The following is an 18175-nucleotide window of genomic DNA, read 5'->3' on the forward strand; positions in this document are numbered from 1 at the left end:
CTTTGGATCTCCGATTGCGGGGGTGGGCGGGCGTCGGTGGACGCAGGCGGACTCCGACATTACCCCGCAATGCGGTCGGTCTCGCGCCGAGCGTTCCGGTCGGGGTTGCTTTGCGACGCCGACGTGGCGATCATCCGGCGTCCGATGGCGATGACGGCGATTGCGGTGACGTACATGACGATGGAGTAGACGGCGGCGGGCACGGCGAATTCCTCGTCGCGGACGACGGTCAGCGCGATGACGAGTCCGAGGGTGGAGTTCTTGATGCCGTATTCGACGGCCAGCGCCAGCTGGGAGGCGCGGTCGACGCGGGCGATCCACGCCAGTGCGCCGCCGACGAGAATGACGGCGATGTTGAACACGAGCACGGCCGGGCCGGTGACGATGGTCATGTCGATGATCTCCCCGCCGAGGTCGACGGCGACGGCGCCGATGGCCAGCAGCAGGACCAGCGCGCCGAAAACGGACATGCCGCGCTCGAGCTTGGCGGCGAGTTCCGGCTTCTTGGCGCGGATGACCATGCCGATGGCCACGGGGATGAGGATGATGCCGATGAGCAGGCCGAAGGTCTGGCCCAGCGGCACCGAGACGGAGAGTTCGGTGGCGCCGGGGAGAATGCGGCCCGCGACGTCGAGCCAGCCGGGCAGGGTGACGATGATCACCAGCGATGCGACGACGGTGAGGATGATCGACAGGGCGACGTTGCCGCGCGCCAGGTAGGTGACCAGGTTCGACGTCGATCCGCCGGGGCAGGCGGCGACGAGGACGAGGCCCAGCGCCATGATCGGCGGAAGGTCCATGACCAGCGCCACCGCGATGCCGATGGCGGGCACCAGGAACACTTGGCCGAGCGTGCCGATGATGGTGGCCCGCGGCGTGCGGGCCTGTTCCCGGAAGTCGGCGAGCGTCAGGCTCAGCCCGATGCCCACCATGATGACCGCGAGGGCCACCGGCAATCCGATGGCGATGACCGGGCTGTCCTGCATGCGTCGACGACCTTCCCCTTGGCTTGCGGCACCCGCCGATGACGGGCACATGGTTTTGCGGGGGATGGTATTCGCGTCGAGGGTGGTTGTGGGTGAAAAACGAAAACTTGGTCGCCTTTTGTGTCGTGCGCCCCATGCCCGTGGCTCGGGCGCGGCGGTTCCGGCGTGGCGACTCTAGTCCAGGATCGCGCCGACGATGTCGCCGATGCGGCCGAGGTGGGCGACCTCCGACGGGAGGAAGTCCGGGCCGCCGGGGCGGCCGATGACCAGCGTCCAGCCCTTGCCCATGGGTGCGGCGGCGAGGGAGGACTCCATGAGCGTCCACGACGGGGGAATCCACTGCTCGTTGTCGACGTCGAGGCGGCGCGCGGAATCCACCGGCGGCTCGGACAGCGTGCGGCCGTCATCGGCGGGGGCGGCCATGGACGCGACCACGCGGCGCGTGCCGCCGGAGGAGTGGCCGAGCACCAGCGCCCAGCCGGCGGTCATGGTGCGGGGCAGGCCGTCGACGAGCTCGCCCAGCGCGCGCTGCGGCTGATTGCGGTGCCGCGACAGGTCGGCGAGCATCGCGATCTGGCCGCGGCGGTCGACCGACCCGGAAAACGGGCGAATCGAATCGACTTCGACTCCGTCGAGTGACTGCGCCGCGCTGATGAGGGTGTCCGGCAGGCTGCCGCCGGGCAACTCCACCACGATGTCGTCCACGACCGTCCCGTCGGCGCCGTGCTCCACCACGTCGACGGAACGGATGTCCCCGCCCGTGTCGCCGAGCGCCGCCGCCAGCAGGCCCAAAGAGCCCGGGGCGTCGGGGATTTGCACTCGCAAGAGATAGGACATGGGTTACGGGAACCTTTCGTGGCGGCCGCCACCAGGGGCGATCCCGGGTGACGCCGGCCGGTATGGTCAAGACGGATCACAAGGGTACATGGCCGTCACCCGCCACGGGAATGTGAGTTGCACCACTGCTGAAACGTCGGGTCGAGTGCCGCGACGGTGCAGTAACGGCGCCGCGCCAACCACGCGACGACCCCGTGTCGACCCCGCACGGCGACGAATCCGCCGCAGCGGCTAACCTGTTCGGGGAAAACCCGGAGACAACGAAAGGGGTCACGCGTGCCCGCAATCTCGCGCGACGAGGTCGCCCACCTCGCACGACTGTCCCGCCTGGCTCTGACCGACGCCGAGCTCGACGAGTTCGCCGGTCAGATCGACGGCATCATCAACCACGTCCAGGACGTCCAGGAGGTCGCCGCCGCGGACGTCGAGCCCATGAGCCACCCGTCGTCGCTGTCGGGCGTCATGCGCGAGGACGTGGTCAAGCCCACGCTGACCGCCGAGCTGGCCCTGGACCAGGCGCCCTCCGTCGAGGACGAGCGTTTCGAGGTTCCGCAGATCCTGGGCGAGGAGGAGTGATCATGGCCGACAACGCCGCCAACGCCAAGCTGTTCACCGCCGTCGCCGACGACCCGATCCTGGGTCTGACCGCCGCGGAACTGGCCGAGAAGATCCACGCCCGCGAGCTGACCTCCGTGGAGGTCACCCAGGCGTTCCTCGACCGCATCGCCGCCGTCGACGGGGACATCCACGCCTTCCTGCACATCGGCGCCGAGGAGGCCCTGGCCGCCGCGAAGGCCGTCGACGAGTCCCTCGACGCGGGCGAGGCCCCGGCGTCGCCGCTGGCGGGCGTGCCGCTGGCGCTGAAGGACGTCTTCACCACCGTCGACGCCCCGACGACGTGCGCGTCGAAGATGCTCGAGGGCTACATGAGCCCCTACGACGCCACGGTCACCGAGAAGCTCCGCGCCGCGGGCATCCCGATCCTGGGCAAGACGAACATGGACGAGTTCGCCATGGGTTCGTCGACGGAGAACTCCGCGTACGGCCCGACCCACAACCCCTGGGACGTCGAGCGCACCGCCGGCGGCTCGGGCGGCGGTTCCTCCGCCGCGCTGGCCTCGGCCATGGCTCCGCTGGCCATCGGCACCGACACCGGTGGTTCTATCCGCCAGCCCGCCGCGCTGACCGCGACCGTCGGCGTGAAGCCGACCTACGGCACCGTCTCCCGCCATGGTCTCGTCGCCTGCGCGTCCTCGCTCGACCAGGGTGGTCCGACCGCCCGCACCGTGCTGGACACCGCTCTGCTCCACGCGGTCATCGCCGGCCACGACGAGCGCGACTCCACCTCCACCGATCAGCCCATCGCCGACGTCGTCTCCGCCGCCAGGGAGGGCGCCAGCGGCGACCTGACGGGCATGAAGGTCGGCGTCGTCAAGCAGTTCGACCGCACCGAGGGTTACCAGGCGGGCGTGCTGGACAGCTTCCACGAGGCCGTCGAGAAGCTGAAGGGGGCCGGCGCGGAGGTCGTCGAGGTCGACTGCCCGAACTTCGACCACGCCCTGAGCGCCTACTACCTGATTCTGCCGTGCGAGGTCAGCTCCAACCTGGCCCGCTTCGACGGCATGCGCTACGGCCAGCGCGTCGGCGACGACGGCACCCGCTCCGCCGACGAGGTCATGGCCATGACCCGCGCCGCCGGTTTCGGTGACGAGGTCAAGCGCCGCATCATCATCGGCACCTACGCCCTGTCCGTCGGCTACTACGACGCCTACTACGTCCAGGCGCAGCGCGTGCGCACCCTGATCCAGCAGGACTTCGAGCGCGCCTTCGAGGAGGTCGACGTCCTGATCTCGCCGACCACCCCGACCACCGCGTTCAAGCTGGGCGAGAAGGTCGATGACCCGCTGAGCATGTACATGTTCGACCTGTGCACCCTGCCGCTGAACCTGGCCGGCATGTGCGGCATGTCCGTGCCGTCGGGCCTGGCCCCGGACACCGGCCTGCCGGTGGGCCTGCAGATCATGGCGCCGCGGCACGGCGACGACCGCCTGTACAAGGTCGGCGCCGCCTACGAGAAGGTCCGCGGCCCGGTGGCCTGATCTTCTCGTCAGATCTGGTCGCCCGCGCGGGGTCGCCCCGCGGGTGACGATGACCGCCGTCCCTTCCCGGGGCGGCGGTTTCGTCGTCTGTGGCCACCGCACGCGCGGGCGAAAGTCGGCCGGTCCGTCCGGCCATGAGATCGACGATCGTCCCGCCGACGACGTTCGCCGGATCCTGGAGGCGCCGTCTCGCGGCGAAGAAGGTTGGTGGGAGCCGGCGGCGGCAACGGGGGAGTAGCCGTCGCGTAGCATCACTGCGATGGACGCACGGGGCACGGAAGCGAAAGGCGGTCACATGCGGGATGAGTCGATGCCGGCGCAGCATCATCTGCCGCCCAAGCAGGCGTATCTCGCGTTGTTCGCGCTCTGCGTCGGGTTCTTCATGAACCTCTTGGATCAGTCGATCGTCGCGGTGGCCACGCCGCAGATCATGGACCAGCTCGACGCCGAATACTCCGCCGCGATCTGGGTGACGTCGGCCTACCTGCTCGCCTACGCGGTGCCGCTGCTGGTCACCGGCCGCCTCGGTGACCAATTCGGGCAGAAGCGCGTCTACCAGGTCGGCATGGTCATCTTCACGCTGTCGTCGCTGTGGTGCGGCATGGCGGCGTCGATCGAATCGCTCGTGCTCGCCCGCTTCGCCCAGGGGCTCGGCGCAGCTCTCATCGGGCCGCAGACGTTGGCGATCATCACCCGCATCTTCCCGCCGGAGCGCCGCGGCAAGGCGATGGGCTGGTGGGGCACCGTCGCGGGCCTGGCCACCCTCACCGGCCCGCTGCTCGGCGGCGCGTTGACCAGCTCCGTCGGCTGGGAGTGGATCTTCTTCGTCAACATTCCCTTCGGCATCCTGTCGTTGGTGCTGGTTGCCACGTGGGTGCCGGATCTGCCGTCGACGTCGCGCAGCTTCGACATCCCGGGCATCGTGGTGTCGACGCTGGCGATGGTCGGCCTCGTCTTCGGCCTGCAGCAGGGCCAGCACGCCGGTTGGGCCCCGTGGATCTGGGCGCTGCTGGGCGGCTCCGCGGTGCTGTTCGTCATCTTCGTGCGACTGCAGGCCACGGCTCCGTCGCGCGGGGTGGAGGCGCTCGTTCCGCTTCGGCTTTTCGACGACCCGAACTTCGCCCGGGGAGCGCTGTCCATCGCGACGATGGCCTTCGCCACCGCGGCCAACGCGCTGCCGATCATGCTGTACGTGCAAACCCACGAACACCTCACCGCTTTCCAGGCGGGGCTGCTGGTGGCGCCGATGGCCCTGCTGTCGGGCGTGCTGGCGCCGTGGGTCGGGTCGATGGTCGAACGCACCAAACCCAACCGACTGTCCATGATCGGCTTCGGTTCGATGATCGTCGGCCACGTGGCCATGTTCGCCGTCCTGCGCGACTCGGTGCCCACGGCGGCCATCGCCGTCGTGGTCCTCATCCTCGGCGTGGGCAACGCCTTCGTGTGGGCGCCGAACTCCACCATCACCCTGCGCGGCCTGGACACCCGCATCGCCGGCGCGGGCTCCGGCGTCTACAACGCCACCCGACAGGTCGGCGCGGTCTTCGGCGCGGCCGCCACCGCGGCGTTCATCGAAGTCGGGCAGGCGGCCGGGGCCGGGGCCGCCGTCTTCGGCCGGTCGCTGCTGCTGCATGCGGCGGTTCTGTGCATCGGATTCGTCGCGGTGTCCGGGTTCACCCGACCCCGCGAATCCCACGTCGGGGCGTCGTAAAGCGGGCACCGACACGGAGGGGAACCAGGCACCCGCCGCCCGAAGCGCGGTGACGCCCGGTCGTCGCTATTGTGGAGATCATGCGAATCGCGACCCTGACCTCCGGTGGCGACTGCCCCGGTCTCAACGCCGTCATCCGCGCCATCGTGCGCACCGCCAGCTCCGAATACGGCTCCACCGTCGTCGGCTTCGAAGACGGCTGGATCGGCCTGATGGAAGACCGCAGGGTCCAGCTCTACGACGACGAGAACATCGACAAGATGCTGCTGCGCGGCGGCACCATGCTCGGCACCGGCCGCGTCCACCCCGACATCCTCACGTCGAGCCTGGACCGGATCAAGGAAAACCTCTCCGACGCGGGCATCGACGCCCTCATCCCCATCGGCGGCGAAGGCACCCTCAAGGCCGGCAAGTGGCTGTCGGACAACGGCGTGCCCGTCGTCGGCGTGCCCAAGACCATCGACAACGACGTCAACGGCACCGACTTCACCTTCGGCTTCGACACCGCCGTCGCCGTGGCCACCGAAGCCGTCGACCGCCTGCACACCACCGCCGAATCCCACGAGCGCGTCATGATCGTCGAGGTCATGGGCCGCCACGTCGGCTGGATCGCCCTCCACGCGGGCATGGCCGGCGGCGCGCACTACATCGTCATTCCGGAAGAGCCCTTCGACATCAACGTCATCTGCAAGTCCATGGAACGCCGGTTCCAGATGGGCGAAAAGTACGGCATCATCGTCGTCGCCGAAGGCGCCACCCCCAAGGAAGGCACCATGCGGTACGAGGAAGGCGGCATCGACCAGTTCGGCCACCAGACCTTCAACGGCATCGGCCAGGTCATCGGCAACGAAATCAAGGAACGCACCGGCTACGACGTGCGCACCACCGTCCTCGGCCACATCCAGCGCGGCGGCACCCCCACCGCCTACGACCGCGTGCTGGCCACCCGCTACGGCGTCCACGCCACCCGCGCCGTCCACGAAGGCGACTACGGCAAGATCGTCGCCCTGCGCGGCGAGCACATCGAGCGCATCGACATCGACGACGCCGTCGCCGAGCTCAAGGTCGTGCCGCCCCGCCGCTACGCCACCGCCAAGGCGCTGTTCGGCTAAGCGCCCCCGTGCCCGGCGACCTCCAACACGAAGGAGTCGCACCGGTAGGGAAGCGGCACCACGTCATCCGAGGCGAACCCCAGGTGGTCATGCAGATACCACCGCAGGTTCGCCTCGACCTTTTCCCGCGTCCGCTGCGCCGACCGCAGCCAGTACGACCGGGTGCGGGCCAACATGACGATCTGCTCCGGCGTCAAAAGCTGCTCCCATTCCAGTCTCAGCTCGTCGGTGATGCGCAGCGGGGCGGCGACGTCGGGGACGAAGCCGGGCTTCTGCACGTCGCCGGCGTGCATGATGCGCGTCAGCCGGTGCACCCACGGCACCCGCACGTCGAGGGTGTTCCACGTCAACACCACCCGCCCGCCGGGCCGCAGCAGCCGCGCGAACTCCGCCGACGCCGCCGGCACGTCGACCCAATGCCACGTCTGCGCGCAGGTGATCGCGTCGAACGAGCCGTCCGCCAGGCCCGTGGCCTCCGCCGTGGCCCGCACCCGCGCGACGTCGGGGCAGGCGCGCCCCAGGGCGGCGAGCATCTCCGCGCCGGGTTCCACGGCGGTGACCCGATGGCCGGACGCCACCAGCGCGGCGGTGAGCTTGCCGGTGCCCGCACCGACGTCGAGAACATCGAGCGCTGCGCCAATGGTCCCTGCGTCAGTGGTCCCTGCGCCGACCCCGGCGCCGACGAGGGCGACGACCTCCTGCGGATACCCGGGGCGCACGTCGTCGTAGCGTGCCGCGTCGCCGTCGGAAAGCCCCTCGCCGAAGGCCCCGGCACCGACCCGGCGATGCGCGCCATCGCGGAACACGGGCATCGCCGCCCGCGACGTCGGCGGAATCGGGGGATGATCGCTGGGACCGGGCATGGAACTACAGCAATCCGTGGGCCGACGCGAAGTCGCGGGCCTCGTCCTCGGAACCGTACGGACCGAAACGCAGCACCGAATTCTCCGTCACGTCGTAGATCAGACCCGTCTCCTGCAGCCAATGCACTTCATGGGCGCCATCGGGGGAGGTGCCGAGCTCGATCATGTCGACCCCGCCGGCGGGATCCTTCACCGCATCGGCGAACCCCTCGTCGGTGACCATCGTGGTGGAAATTCCGTTCGGCGAGCCGTCGTCAAGCAAGCAATTCACCGCCGGCACCTCGGCGGGAACGCCATCGTCCGGCGACCCCAAGCCGCGGGGATTGTCCATGAGCAGGAAGCACATCTCCGCATTCCAGCCCTCCGCGAGCTCCGCGGGAAGGGAATCCCGCAGGCCCTCCGGATGCAGCTCCGCGCCGAAACCCTCGTTCGACGTGCCCGTGAACATCGACGCGATCACCGCAATCGACACCACCACCGCCGCACCGATCCCGAGTCCGGCCAGCAGCCCCCTGCGGCGCGGTCGATTCGGCTCGTCCTTGGCGCTGTCATCCTGGGTGCGGGCGTGGGTCATCGGGACTCCCGGTGCGTGATCGGCGGCGACTGTGAAGCAACGAGAACAGGGTAGTCCACCGTCCCGGCCCCGGGGTGCCCGCCTCCACCCGGCCACTAGTACGATGTCCCCCATGACCGCCGCTTACGCTGATGATCTGATGGACTACGACGAGGTCCTCGAGCGCTTCGAACCCGTGATGGGCATGGAGGTGCACGTCGAGCTCGCGACGAACACCAAGATGTTCTCCTCTTCCTCCGCCAACTTCGGTGCCGCACCGAACAGCAACGTCGACCCGTGCAGCCTGGGCCTGCCGGGCGCGCTGCCGGTGGTGAACAAGACCGGCGTCGAATGGGCCATCAAGATCGGCCTGGCGCTGAACTGCGAGATCGCCGAGTCGTCGCGCTTCGCGCGGAAGAACTACTTCTACCCGGACCAGCCGAAGAATTACCAGATTTCCCAGTACGACGAGCCGATCGCGTTCAACGGCCACCTCGACGTCGTCCTCGACGACGGCACCGAGTGGCGCATCGAAATCGAGCGCGCCCACATGGAGGAGGACACCGGCAAGCTGACGCACCTGGGCGGCACGTCGGGCCGCATCCACGGCGCGACCCGTTCGCTGGTCGACTGCAACCGTGCGGGCGTGCCGCTGATCGAGATCGTCACCAAGCCGATCATCGGCGCCGGCGAGCGCGCCCCGGAGGTCGCCCGCGCGTACGTGTCGGCCCTGCGTGACCTGGTCAAGGCGCTGGGCGTGTCGGATGCCCGCATGGATCAGGGTTCCATGCGCGTCGACTCGAACCTGTCGCTGCGTCCGATCGGCCAGGAGGAGTTCGGCACCCGCACCGAGACGAAGAACATCAACTCGCTGAAGTCCGTCGAGCAGGCGGTGCGCTACGAGATGCAGCGCCAGGCGCAGGTTCTCGTCGACGGCGGGTCCATCCGCCAGGAGACCCGCCACTACCAGGAGACCGACGGGTCGACGTCCGCCGGCCGCATCAAGGAGACCGCGGAGGACTACCGCTACTTCAACGACCCGGATCTGCCGCCGGTCATCGCCCCGCGCGAGTGGGTCGAGGAGATCCGCGCGACGCTGCCGGAGCTGCCGTGGGTCCGCCGCGCCCGCATTCAGCAGGAGTGGGGCCTGAAGGACGAGGAGATGCGCGACCTGGTCAACGCCGGCGCGCTGGACCTGGTCGTCGACACGGTCGAGGCGGGCACCACCCCGGATGAGGCGCGTTCCTGGTGGGTGGCGTACCTGTCGCAGCAGGCCAACGAGCGGGGCGTGGACCTGGCGGAGCTGGAGATCACTCCGGCGCAGGTTGCCCGCGTCGTCGCGTTGATCAAGGAGGGCAAGCTGACCAACAAGCTGGCCCGCCAGGCCGTCGACGGCGTGCTGGCCGGCGAGGGCGACGTCGATGAGGTCGTCGAGGCCCGTGGCCTGGAGGTCGTTCGCGACGACGGTGCCATCGAAGCTGCGGTCGACGAGGCGCTGGCCGCGAACCCGGACATCGTGGAGAAGTACAAGGCCGGCAACAAGAAGGTCGTCGGCGCGATCGTGGGTCAGGTCATGAAGGCAACCCGCGGCAAGGCCGACCCCGCGCAGGTCAATCAGCTGATCGCGAAGAAGCTCGGCTAGTTTGCTTGACGACGCCCACGGGCCCGGCATCCGATGTGGATGCCGGGCCCGTGGCGTTTGGTTGGTCGTTGTGCGCCGCTGTACTTTTGCGGTGAATATAGGAGAATAATGGGCATTTGCTGGACCGTGTCGGGTGGGGGAATTTTCAGCCGAGGCTTTATGTGGATCCTGTGAACGCTCTGCATTTTGTTGAAGATATAGTTATCTGAAGCGTATTGCGGCCCCTTTTGCGTGATCGGCTTTCTGACGCTCGGAGGTGCGGGTGACCTATCGGCGCAGCGTGCTGCCATGGTGGGCATGCGGCAAGAGTCGCAATTGTGCAGCGTCAAGGGTGGGGGTGCGCATTGTTGTGGGGTGACCTGCGTTAATTCAAAATGCCGGGGGGTCGCCAAAAAATAGTTGCTCCAAATGGGGGAAATGTGTGCTTATCCTGATGGCGAAGTTGTTCAGCGATGTGGCCGGTGGCGCTATCGCGGCGTGAATGGCCACATATATGTGAGGAGATCACGATGAAGGTCAGGAAGACGACCGTGTGGGCCGGTGCCGCGATTCTCGCCTCCGGTGTGATGACGATGGGGGCTCCGGCGGCTCTTGCCGATGTCGACGATGACGGGGTTCTGATTCAGGCGCAGGAAGCCGGGGGCGACCAGGGCGGTGACGACCAGGGCGGTGACGACCAGGGCGGCGACGGCGGCGGCGACGGCGGAGATGACGGCGGCGACGGCGGCGATGACGGCGGCGACGGCGGCGACGGCGGAGATGACGGCGGCGACGGCGGCGACGGCGGAGATGACGGCGGCGACGGCGATGACGACGGCGGAGATGACGGCGGCGACGGCGGTGACGACGGCGGAGATGACGGCGGCGACGGCGATGACGACGGCGGAGATGACGGCGGCGACGACGGCGATGACGGCGGCGACGACGGCGATGACGGTGGCGACGACGGCGGAGATGACGGCGGCGACGACGGCGATGACGGCGGCGACGGCAACGGGGGCGACGATGAAGACGGCGACGGCAACGGGGGCGACGACAAGGACAAGGACAAGCCCCGTCCGACCGACCCGCGGGAACGTCCGCGGCCGGGTGATCGTGGCGTGCCGGCGCGTACCGGCGACACCACCGCCGCGTGGGCTGCTGCAGGTGGCGTGGTGCTGATCTCGGTTGCGGGTGGCACGTACGCGCTGCGTCGTCGTCAAGCCTGAGTGAGGTTGAGTTTCCGGGAGTGATGCGGACGGCGCCGGACGGGTGAGGGACCAACCGCCCGGCCGGCGCCGAACCCGTCGTTCATCGGTAAGAAGGTGGAAAGTGCGGGTTCGGTTCGGGAGGTGCGGTGATGTCCGGCATGACGCGATCGCGCGGCGGCGTGCGGTTGACGGATGTCGTGGTTGCGTTGGTGGTCATCGCAGCTTTCGCCGTCGGCGCGCACTTCCTCGGTTTCGGCCCGTTCGCGGATTCCCGGTCGCCGGTCGATCGTGTCGACGCCACCGTCGACGTCTCCGAGCCGATTGAGGACATTGCCACGTCGCAGCCCCTCGAGATGGCCATCCCGGCCTTGGGGTTGCGCGCCGACATCGACGCCCAAGCCTGCCCGTTGACGGACGGTGCGCTCGACCCGCCGACATTGGACACCGCTTGCTACTACGTCGCCGATGATCGTCCGTACTCGCTGCCGGGCACCGACGCGCCCGATCTGTCGGTGCTTGCGGGTCATGCCGCAAGTGGCCGGGATGCGGTGTTCGACGACCTCTACGACAACGGCACCGACACCTTCACCCTGGAGAAGGGCGACGAATTGCTCGTGCGCACCCGCGCCGGCGGGGATCGGTGGCTGGTGTACGAGGCGACCGATTTTCACGGCATCGACAAGGCGTCCCTCGGCGGCTCCGCCGAAGTGTGGGGCGATGGTCCGATGCCGGGGCGGATGCTGACCATCAGCTGCATCGAGTCCCGCAATCCCTTCGCCGCTGCGACGCACAACGTCATCGTCGGCTGGACCTTCGCGGGTCTTGCCGATGCCCCGGATCTCTGACGCACGGGGTTGGCGCCCGCCTACGCCATGAACGGCTCCACCACCAGCGACAACACCTTTTCGAATATTCGGCTTAATGCAGTGCCGGTTAATGCAGTGCCAGACCGACTCTTCGACGGACGTGGCGGGTTTCGTGACATCGGAGGGTCGCGACTTTCAGGAGAAGATCATCATGTCCACTTCGCTTGCTCGACCGCGCGGAGTGCGGTCGGCCGTTATCGCGGCATTGGCCGCAGTACCGTTGTTGCTCACCGCGTGCGGGTCGGATACGCCGCCGTCGCCCGCTTCCCCGGAGCCGGGGGAGACCGGGGAAACCGGGGAGGTCGATCAGGCCGCCATCGAGGCGTCGATGCCGGTGGAGATCTCCATGCCGGGCTTGGGTTTGTCGGAGCCTGTGGTCGATGAGTTGTGTCCGATGACGGCCTATGGCGTGGACCCGGTGCAGCTGATGGACGTGTGTTTCTACACCGCCGACGACAAGCCGTACGTGTTGCCGTCGACGGATCAGGAGGATGTCGCCGTGTTGGCGGGTCACGCCAACACCCGGCCCCCGGGTGTTTTCGATGACGTCTACGACTCGGTGAAGCAGGAGTTCAACGTCAAGCTTGGCGACGAGTTGCGCGTGCGGACGGAGGCGTCGGGAAGCAAGTGGCTCGTGTACAAGGCGACCGATTTCCATACGCCGATGAAGGTGGATCTCGCCGTCGACGATGATGTGTGGGGTACCGAGCCCATGCCCGGGCGCCTGGTGCTCTTGACGTGTTTGCGCGCGTCAACTCCCAACGAGCCCGTGTTGCACAATGCGGTGGTGGGGTACCAGTTCGACCGGGTCGAGGATGATGACGGGGTGGATGGCTGACGCTGGTTCGGTCTCAGGCGTCGTCGGGTCGGTTTTCCTTCTTCCAGGTGCGGAAGCCCTCTTCGGTGCGGCCGACGCGCCAGTAACCGGAGATGGAGGCGCCGCGGACCTGGAGGCCGGCGTCTTTCAGCATGGGGCGGATGCGTTTCATCACCGCGTTGGCTTCGCCGTGGATGAAGACCTGGATTCCGGTGGGGTCGAAGTCGGGTCGTGATTCCAGCTTTCCGACGATCGCCGTGGTCATCTCCACCAACGAATCCCCGGGTTCGGCGTCGGGGGCGTTCGACGGGGTGACGTGGGTGATTGCCGCGCCGGGGTGGTTGGGGATCAGGTCGACGTCGGCGTAGGCGGGGGCTTCAACCACGACGTCGGCGATCGCGTCGGCGGGAAGTGCCTTGATGGCGGATGCGATTGCGGGAATTGCGGTCGCGTCGCCGCAGAGGAGGTGGCGGGTGGCGTCGGGGTTGGGGGAGTAGGCGCCGCCCGGGCCGAGTGCTTCGATCACGTCGCCGGGGCGTGCCGACAATGCCCAGGCGCAGGCGATGCCGGAGCCGGAGCCGGGGTTGCCGGCTTCGTCGCCGTGCAGTGCGAAATCGATGGCGAGCGTTGCCGCGTCGGCGTCGATCGAATGGACGGTGTACGTCCGCATGATCCGTGCTGCGGTCTCCGTGGTCGCTGCATCGGTGGCGGCGGCTTCTCCGACCGGGGGTTCGAAGACCAGCTTCACGTAGGCGTCCGTGTTCGGGGAGTCCGCGAAAGGCGTGATGTCCGAGACGTCGAACATCACCCGCTGGATGGTCGGGGAGACCCGGTCGGAAGCGGTGACGGTGAACGTGGAAGTGATTCGAGCCATAAATGGAATCGTAGCCTAACCTTTGTTGATGTGGTCTCGGCCCTGGTGAGGAGTTGTCCTAGAACGGGGATGCGTCAGAAGGGAATGCCCGGTCGCGGCCCCAACGGCTTCGGCGGCTGCGGCACGCGGTGGGCATCCACATCAGCCCGACACCACCCAAACCCCTGCTCACGCCGACGCCTGGCCACCCGCGCCGAGACCTGCTGCCGCGACCACACCACATCATCGACACACGGCCACCCATCATCAGCCGCGACCACCAACCCACCGGCCTGTTGCCGCACATCCGGGTCACCGGAATTAAGCGGCCCGGCAACGAAATCAGCCAACTCCTCCTCGTACCGTCTGGTCTGACGGGCGTGTGTGCGCAGTGCGGCATCGATATCGGCCTGCTCCATCGCCGCCTGCCTGTCGGCTTCGGCTTTCATCCGCCGCAGATTATCCCCGTGAATCGTCGACGCCCGACGGGTGGCCCGCTGCGAAAACGTCTGCCGGCCGATATGGGCAATCGGACCATGAGCCACCGTGGTGGCAAACACATGTCCGGCATGGTCGACCCACGTCACCGACCCATCGGCATGCATCACCGCGCGCCAATGCTTCGAGGTCTTCAAGTTGTGGTGGCGCTGGCACAAACACTGCAGATTCCACGTCGCCGTCACCCCCAACCCATAACCACTGCCGGAACCACCACCGCCACTGGTGGTGTGGGTGGGGTCGTAGTCGATGACATGGTCGATCTGACATCGATGCGCCGGCACATCACACCCCGGGAACCGACACTGACCATCACGGCCGCGTACCCGCGCTTTTTGTGCTTCGGTGGGCACATACCCACCGGTGACCGAGTCCGACGACAACCGAACAGTCGCCGCCCGGGACAGCCACGCCTTGGTCAGGTACTTCGGCAACCAGCCGGCACCGTCGAGCCAGACCTGCACATCAGCCTCATCAGCAGTGCCGGTGGTGTTGGCGGCGCCGGTAGTGCTGGTGCCGGTGGTGTTGGTGCCGTCGACGTAGACGTTCATCGTCACCGACACCCCCTCACCGCCACCGCGACACAACGCCACAAGAGCATCGGGCAAAGAACACTCGTTGCCGTCGTTGCCGTCGTTGGCCTTCGCATCCCTAATCGCCCGCACGGTGGCGTCGAACTCGGCGAGACGGTCTTTGCGCAACACCACGATCAACTGCCCGAAATCACCAGCTCCCTCATTGTCGACCGCGTACGACTCACCGACAATCGGCCTCGGTTCATCGTCGGGTGGGGTCGACACCGGTTCGATGGCTTCGACGATGCGGCGCAACTCCCGGGCGAAGACCCTCGGCCCGGGCAGGGCCTGGAAGTCCTTCCTCGGGCACAGGTAGGCGACGAACTTGTCTTCCACCGCAGCGAGATTGTCGTCGGATACCGCGGCAATGGCCGCGGCAATCGTGGCCAGACGTTCATGCGGCCACGCTCCCGACCGGCATACGCCCAAGACTTTGGGCATGCGGCGCAGCATCACCCCGACGTCGCAGTATCGGGCGGCTTTGCCGCGTGACAGGCCCAGGCGCGTGGCCACGCAGGCGAGGTGGGAGTCGACGTCGTCGTCACCATCGGGGGCGACTGCAAGGCAGATGTCGATGTCGACGATGTTGCGCCGCCGGGCGAGGTTGCTCACCGGTTCATCGCGTTCGGTGGCCCACCGCTTCCGCGCAGGTGGTGGCTCGGTGTCGTGATGATCGTGATCGTGATGGTGGTGGTTGTTGGTTGCGTCATGGTCGAATGCCATGTCGATTCCCCCCGGCGCTGGATGCGCGTGTCGAAAGTGACTGTGTCGCGTGATCGCTGCTGCTGATCTGCCCCGATGCGGCAGCCTCCCCCGGCCCCGCCGTCACCATTCGTGATACAAGTGTTCGAGTCGATTCCTTCGAACATTGGGTAACGATTCGGGTTCGTTTCGCCCCACCGTTCACATGTGCATCAGGGCGCATGCGTACCCGCCGCCGTCGTCAAGCAAACAAGTCCCGGCCCCGCACCACCGGCTAATCCGGGGAGCCGCCCGACGAACCGCCGGAGGGAATGCGGAACACGCGCTCATCCGACGTGCCGCCCGAACGCCCCTCGGCGGTGTTGACGGTGCCGCCCCACACCTCGACGCCTTCTTCCGCCACCACCGGCGCAACCCAGCCGACGTGGCCGAACTCGCCCTCGAGCAACGTCGTCGGCGACCCCGCCACGGTCCAGGCCCCGAACGGCCCCGGCTCCGGAGGAGTGATCGGAATGGATACCACGCGCTGCGCCCCCGGCACCGCCACGACCACGTCCGGGCCGATTACCGCGCAGCCGCCCAACGAATCATCCAGGTCCACGCCGCCGACCGGCTCGATCAGCCCACCCGACCACTGCGCGAGCATCGGCGTCCCGTCGAGACGCACCGTCATCAGCGGCGGCGCCCCATGCGGGCCATGGCACATGGAAATCACCTCGATGCCGGGATCGCCGGCCAGCAGCGTGTTCACCTCGCCGTCCTCGTCGAGATACAGGCCCAGGGTCATCGCGTCTCCATGCTCGGGCAGTTCCCGCAGATCCGTGCCGCCACCCGGCAGCAGGGTCAGGCGCGCCACCGATCCGTCGGCGCGCAGCAGAAAAAGCTGTCCATCTTCGGCGACCGTCGGGCCAGCCGTGATCTGGGCGACGCGGGAACCGGCATCGGCGATCTCCACCGGCTCCGCCCCGGCGACGACCAGGTGCAGGCGCCCGTCGGCAGTCGCCACCACCGCCCGCCCCGGCCCCGGCGACGCCATCGCGGTGACCTCCGGCAGGCACGCGGCGAGGACGACGTCATCGATGGCGCATGGATCATCCGAACCCCGCGGCTCCCGCTGGACGCCCGGGGCGGGCATCGCGTCGCGCATGCCGGAATCGGGCATCGGCAGGCCGGTCGGCTCGGACTCCCGCGCCTCGAACGGCGTCTGCGTCGCGGGGGAATCGTCCATGCACGCGGACGTCGTCAGCGCCATCACGGCAGCTGCAGCCACCGCGACCGCGCGTCCCATCCGGTTGCGTCCCATGCCAGCCAGAATAGAAAAAGCGCCGCACCCCCGGCACGGCACCCGCCCGAACCGGTGTCCGGCGCTTACTGTTGACCATGTGAGCGACAACACCAAGAACCCGAATCCCCGCAACCTGGGCGACTACGAGGAGGGGCTTGACGACGACTTCGACGTCCCGACCTACCGTCGAATTGCCGACGACGGCCCCGAAGCCGATGTCGCCCCCGACACCGATGCAGAGTCCGACACCGAGCCGGAGGCGCGGATGGAGCCCGAGCAGGACGCGCCGACCGAGATCCTCGACGGCACCGGCGCCGGCCCGATCGCCGGCGATGCGGACGGATCCGACGAGGCCATCGCCGCCGCGACGTCTTCTTCGCTTGACGACGCCGACGTCGACGCCGCAGAAGCCGACGCGCCGGAAGTGGCCGGGGAGGCCGGGGAGGCTGCGGAAACGCAGGTGATCCCGCGCCGCGACATTTACGACGTGGCCGGGCGCACCGCCCCGCAGACGATCGAGCCGTTGGCCAAGACGGAGGATTACCGCGAGGCCGACGCCGACTTCGCCGACGCCGCCGACCAGCCGACGCAGGTGGCCCCGGCCGTCGCCGACGATGACGCCCCGGAGACCATGGTCGTCGACGATCGCGGCGACCTCGATGGGCGCGACGACTACGCCCGCGATCACGGCCGCGACGACTACGACCGCGACGATGCGTTGCTCGACGAGGGCGCTGCGCCGACCGCCGGTGCGGCAGGAGTCGCGGGAGCAACCGTCGCGGACTCGGACGACCCCGATTTCCGCGACGATGACCGTGACCGCGATTTCGACCCCCGCCGCGGCACCCTCGACTTCGGGCTCCTGCTGCTGCGCCTCGGCGTCGGCGGCATGGTGCTCATGCTCGGCCTGGCCACCTTCTTCCAGTTCGGCGGCGCCCCGGGCATCGGCACGCTGGAGGCGCAGTTCGCCGCCAACGGCTACAACTTCGCCGGGGTCATCGCCGTGGCCATCCCCACCGTCCAGGTCATCGCCGGCGGATTGCTGGTCCTCGGCTTGGCGACGCCGCTCGGGGCGGCACTGGCCCTGGCGATTTCCGCGTTCCTCACCATGTTCGAGGTAGCCGTGGGCGACTCCGGTTGGAACGTGCTCGCCGCCGGCGCCGAACCCGTTCGCCTGCAGCTCGCGCTCACCGCTTCGGCGCTGGCCCTGCAGTTCACGGGGCCGGGCCGATACGGCATCGATTTCAGCCGCGGATGGGCGCGACGTCCGCTGGCGAGTTCCTGGATCTTCTGCCTCTTGGCGATCGCCGCGGCCGTCGCCCTCTGGTACTTCTCGGCCGGCCAGCTGCCGTTCGTGAACACCACCACGGGCGTGACCGCCTGACTTTCTGCAGAGCTTTTTGACCGGCACCCCTCGCGGCGCGCGAGGGGTGCTTTCGCGTATTCGCGGGGTGAAGGTGCGTTGCGCGGCCGGAGTGGCAGGGGTGCCGCACGGGGGGAGGGGAGGAAATGTCGGCCGGTGAGCATGTCCCGAATTCGGCGGAGACACCCTTGAGTGGGTGTAACGCTGCGTTAACCGTCAAGCC

17 protein-coding genes are annotated in these 18175 nt (G+C 68.2%); 10 read left to right on the forward strand and 7 right to left on the reverse strand.

The window, feature by feature from the left end:
* Window positions 1-59 precede the first annotated feature (59 nt).
* Together CFREN_RS05040 and CFREN_RS05045 are read right to left on the reverse strand one after the other, a co-directional pair.
* Window positions 60-986, reverse strand: coding sequence for a bile acid:sodium symporter family protein (locus tag CFREN_RS05040; RefSeq protein ID WP_070522845.1), 927 nt, complete (start codon window positions 984-986; stop codon window positions 60-62).
* 174 nt (window positions 987-1160) lie between these two features.
* Window positions 1161-1823, reverse strand: coding sequence for an ACT domain-containing protein (locus CFREN_RS05045; RefSeq protein ID WP_209653411.1), 663 nt, complete (start codon window positions 1821-1823; stop codon window positions 1161-1163).
* A 276-nt stretch (window positions 1824-2099) separates the two neighbouring features.
* On the opposite strand from CFREN_RS05045, the gene gatC reads away from it, so the two are divergent.
* From gatC to CFREN_RS05070, 5 genes are all read left to right on the forward strand, one after another.
* The gene (gene gatC, locus CFREN_RS05050; protein WP_070522850.1) at window positions 2100-2399 is read left to right on the forward strand and encodes an Asp-tRNA(Asn)/Glu-tRNA(Gln) amidotransferase subunit GatC; all 300 of its coding nucleotides are present in this window, start codon (window positions 2100-2102) and stop codon (window positions 2397-2399) included.
* A gap of 2 nt (window positions 2400-2401) precedes the next feature.
* Window positions 2402-3922: an Asp-tRNA(Asn)/Glu-tRNA(Gln) amidotransferase subunit GatA gene (gene gatA, locus CFREN_RS05055; protein ID WP_244979543.1), complete on the forward strand. Its 1521-nt coding sequence runs from the start codon at window positions 2402-2404 to the stop codon at window positions 3920-3922.
* Between the two features lie 49 nt (window positions 3923-3971).
* Window positions 3972-4160: a hypothetical protein gene (locus tag CFREN_RS05060; RefSeq protein WP_209653409.1), complete on the forward strand. Its 189-nt coding sequence runs from the start codon at window positions 3972-3974 to the stop codon at window positions 4158-4160.
* Between the two features lie 57 nt (window positions 4161-4217).
* Entirely contained in the window at window positions 4218-5633 is a 1416-nt protein-coding gene (locus tag CFREN_RS05065; RefSeq protein WP_209653407.1) for a DHA2 family efflux MFS transporter permease subunit, read from the forward strand.
* An 80-nt stretch (window positions 5634-5713) separates the two neighbouring features.
* On the forward strand, window positions 5714-6745 hold the full coding sequence (locus tag CFREN_RS05070; RefSeq protein WP_035123519.1) for an ATP-dependent 6-phosphofructokinase: 1032 nt from the start codon (window positions 5714-5716) through the stop codon (window positions 6743-6745).
* Here the strand turns inward: CFREN_RS05070 and CFREN_RS05075 are convergent.
* Both CFREN_RS05075 and CFREN_RS05080 read right to left on the reverse strand, forming a co-directional pair.
* Window positions 6742-7608 (reverse strand): class I SAM-dependent methyltransferase, encoded by an 867-nt coding sequence (locus CFREN_RS05075; RefSeq protein ID WP_209653405.1) that lies wholly within the window; start codon window positions 7606-7608, stop codon window positions 6742-6744. The two genes, CFREN_RS05070 and CFREN_RS05075, sit on opposite strands and share 4 nt — an antisense overlap.
* Window positions 7609-7612: 4 nt before the next feature.
* Window positions 7613-8182: a hypothetical protein gene (locus CFREN_RS05080; RefSeq protein WP_070522859.1), complete on the reverse strand. Its 570-nt coding sequence runs from the start codon at window positions 8180-8182 to the stop codon at window positions 7613-7615.
* 112 nt (window positions 8183-8294) lie between these two features.
* On the opposite strand from CFREN_RS05080, the gene gatB reads away from it, so the two are divergent.
* The 4 genes from gatB to CFREN_RS05100 all read left to right on the forward strand — a co-directional run bounded on the left by gatB (window position 8295) and on the right by CFREN_RS05100 (window position 12697).
* Window positions 8295-9803 (forward strand): Asp-tRNA(Asn)/Glu-tRNA(Gln) amidotransferase subunit GatB, encoded by a 1509-nt coding sequence (gene gatB, locus CFREN_RS05085; RefSeq protein WP_070522862.1) that lies wholly within the window; start codon window positions 8295-8297, stop codon window positions 9801-9803.
* Between the two features lie 509 nt (window positions 9804-10312).
* Window positions 10313-11011 (forward strand): LPXTG cell wall anchor domain-containing protein, encoded by a 699-nt coding sequence (locus tag CFREN_RS05090; protein WP_209653404.1) that lies wholly within the window; start codon window positions 10313-10315, stop codon window positions 11009-11011.
* A gap of 140 nt (window positions 11012-11151) precedes the next feature.
* Window positions 11152-11838, forward strand: a complete 687-nt coding sequence (locus tag CFREN_RS05095) for a sortase family protein (RefSeq protein ID WP_209653402.1) — start codon at window positions 11152-11154, stop codon at window positions 11836-11838.
* 172 nt (window positions 11839-12010) lie between these two features.
* Window positions 12011-12697: a sortase family protein gene (locus CFREN_RS05100; protein ID WP_209653400.1), complete on the forward strand. Its 687-nt coding sequence runs from the start codon at window positions 12011-12013 to the stop codon at window positions 12695-12697.
* 13 nt (window positions 12698-12710) lie between these two features.
* On the opposite strand, the gene CFREN_RS05105 is transcribed toward CFREN_RS05100, so the two are convergent.
* From CFREN_RS05105 to CFREN_RS05115, 3 genes are all read right to left on the reverse strand, one after another.
* Window positions 12711-13550 carry a siderophore-interacting protein gene (locus CFREN_RS05105; RefSeq protein ID WP_209653399.1) on the reverse strand — a complete coding sequence of 280 codons (840 nt, stop codon included), beginning with the start codon at window positions 13548-13550 and terminating at the stop codon, window positions 12711-12713.
* Between the two features lie 74 nt (window positions 13551-13624).
* On the reverse strand, window positions 13625-15325 hold the full coding sequence (locus tag CFREN_RS05110; RefSeq protein WP_209653397.1) for an HNH endonuclease signature motif containing protein: 1701 nt from the start codon (window positions 15323-15325) through the stop codon (window positions 13625-13627).
* A gap of 253 nt (window positions 15326-15578) precedes the next feature.
* A complete protein-coding gene (locus CFREN_RS05115; RefSeq protein ID WP_209653395.1) occupies window positions 15579-16607 on the reverse strand; it encodes a glucose dehydrogenase in 1029 nt (342 codons plus the stop codon).
* Between the two features lie 79 nt (window positions 16608-16686).
* Here CFREN_RS05115 and CFREN_RS05120 point away from each other — a divergent pair, with 79 nt between their 5' ends.
* Window positions 16687-17973, forward strand: a complete 1287-nt coding sequence (locus CFREN_RS05120; protein ID WP_209653393.1) for a DoxX family protein — start codon at window positions 16687-16689, stop codon at window positions 17971-17973.
* The last annotated feature ends 202 nt before the right edge of the window (window positions 17974-18175 follow it).

Origin of the sequence: Corynebacterium freneyi, from assembly GCF_030408835.1 — a bacterium.
GTDB lineage: Bacteria > Actinomycetota > Actinomycetes > Mycobacteriales > Mycobacteriaceae > Corynebacterium > Corynebacterium freneyi.

Bases quoted from the DNA above. Each gene is read 5' to 3' on its own strand.
- CFREN_RS05075 (WP_209653405.1), bottom strand. From the start codon at position 7,608: ATGCCCGGTCCCAGCGATCATCCCCCGATTCCGCCGACGTCGCGGGCG.
- CFREN_RS05045 (WP_209653411.1), bottom strand. From the start codon at position 1,823: ATGTCCTATCTCTTGCGAGTGCAAATCCCCGACGCCCCGGGCTCTTTG.
- CFREN_RS05040 (WP_070522845.1), bottom strand. From the start codon at position 986: ATGCAGGACAGCCCGGTCATCGCCATCGGATTGCCGGTGGCCCTCGCG.
- CFREN_RS05070 (WP_035123519.1), top strand. From the start codon at position 5,714: ATGCGAATCGCGACCCTGACCTCCGGTGGCGACTGCCCCGGTCTCAAC.
- CFREN_RS05105 (WP_209653399.1), bottom strand. From the start codon at position 13,550: ATGGCTCGAATCACTTCCACGTTCACCGTCACCGCTTCCGACCGGGTC.
- CFREN_RS05110 (WP_209653397.1), bottom strand. From the start codon at position 15,325: ATGGCATTCGACCATGACGCAACCAACAACCACCACCATCACGATCAC.
- CFREN_RS05115 (WP_209653395.1), bottom strand. From the start codon at position 16,607: ATGGGACGCAACCGGATGGGACGCGCGGTCGCGGTGGCTGCAGCTGCC.
- CFREN_RS05090 (WP_209653404.1), top strand. From the start codon at position 10,313: ATGAAGGTCAGGAAGACGACCGTGTGGGCCGGTGCCGCGATTCTCGCC.
- CFREN_RS05095 (WP_209653402.1), top strand. From the start codon at position 11,152: ATGACGCGATCGCGCGGCGGCGTGCGGTTGACGGATGTCGTGGTTGCG.
- CFREN_RS05100 (WP_209653400.1), top strand. From the start codon at position 12,011: ATGTCCACTTCGCTTGCTCGACCGCGCGGAGTGCGGTCGGCCGTTATC.
- CFREN_RS05080 (WP_070522859.1), bottom strand. From the start codon at position 8,182: ATGACCCACGCCCGCACCCAGGATGACAGCGCCAAGGACGAGCCGAAT.
- gatB (WP_070522862.1), top strand. From the start codon at position 8,295: ATGACCGCCGCTTACGCTGATGATCTGATGGACTACGACGAGGTCCTC.
- CFREN_RS05060 (WP_209653409.1), top strand. From the start codon at position 3,972: ATGACCGCCGTCCCTTCCCGGGGCGGCGGTTTCGTCGTCTGTGGCCAC.
- gatA (WP_244979543.1), top strand. From the start codon at position 2,402: ATGGCCGACAACGCCGCCAACGCCAAGCTGTTCACCGCCGTCGCCGAC.
- CFREN_RS05065 (WP_209653407.1), top strand. From the start codon at position 4,218: ATGCGGGATGAGTCGATGCCGGCGCAGCATCATCTGCCGCCCAAGCAG.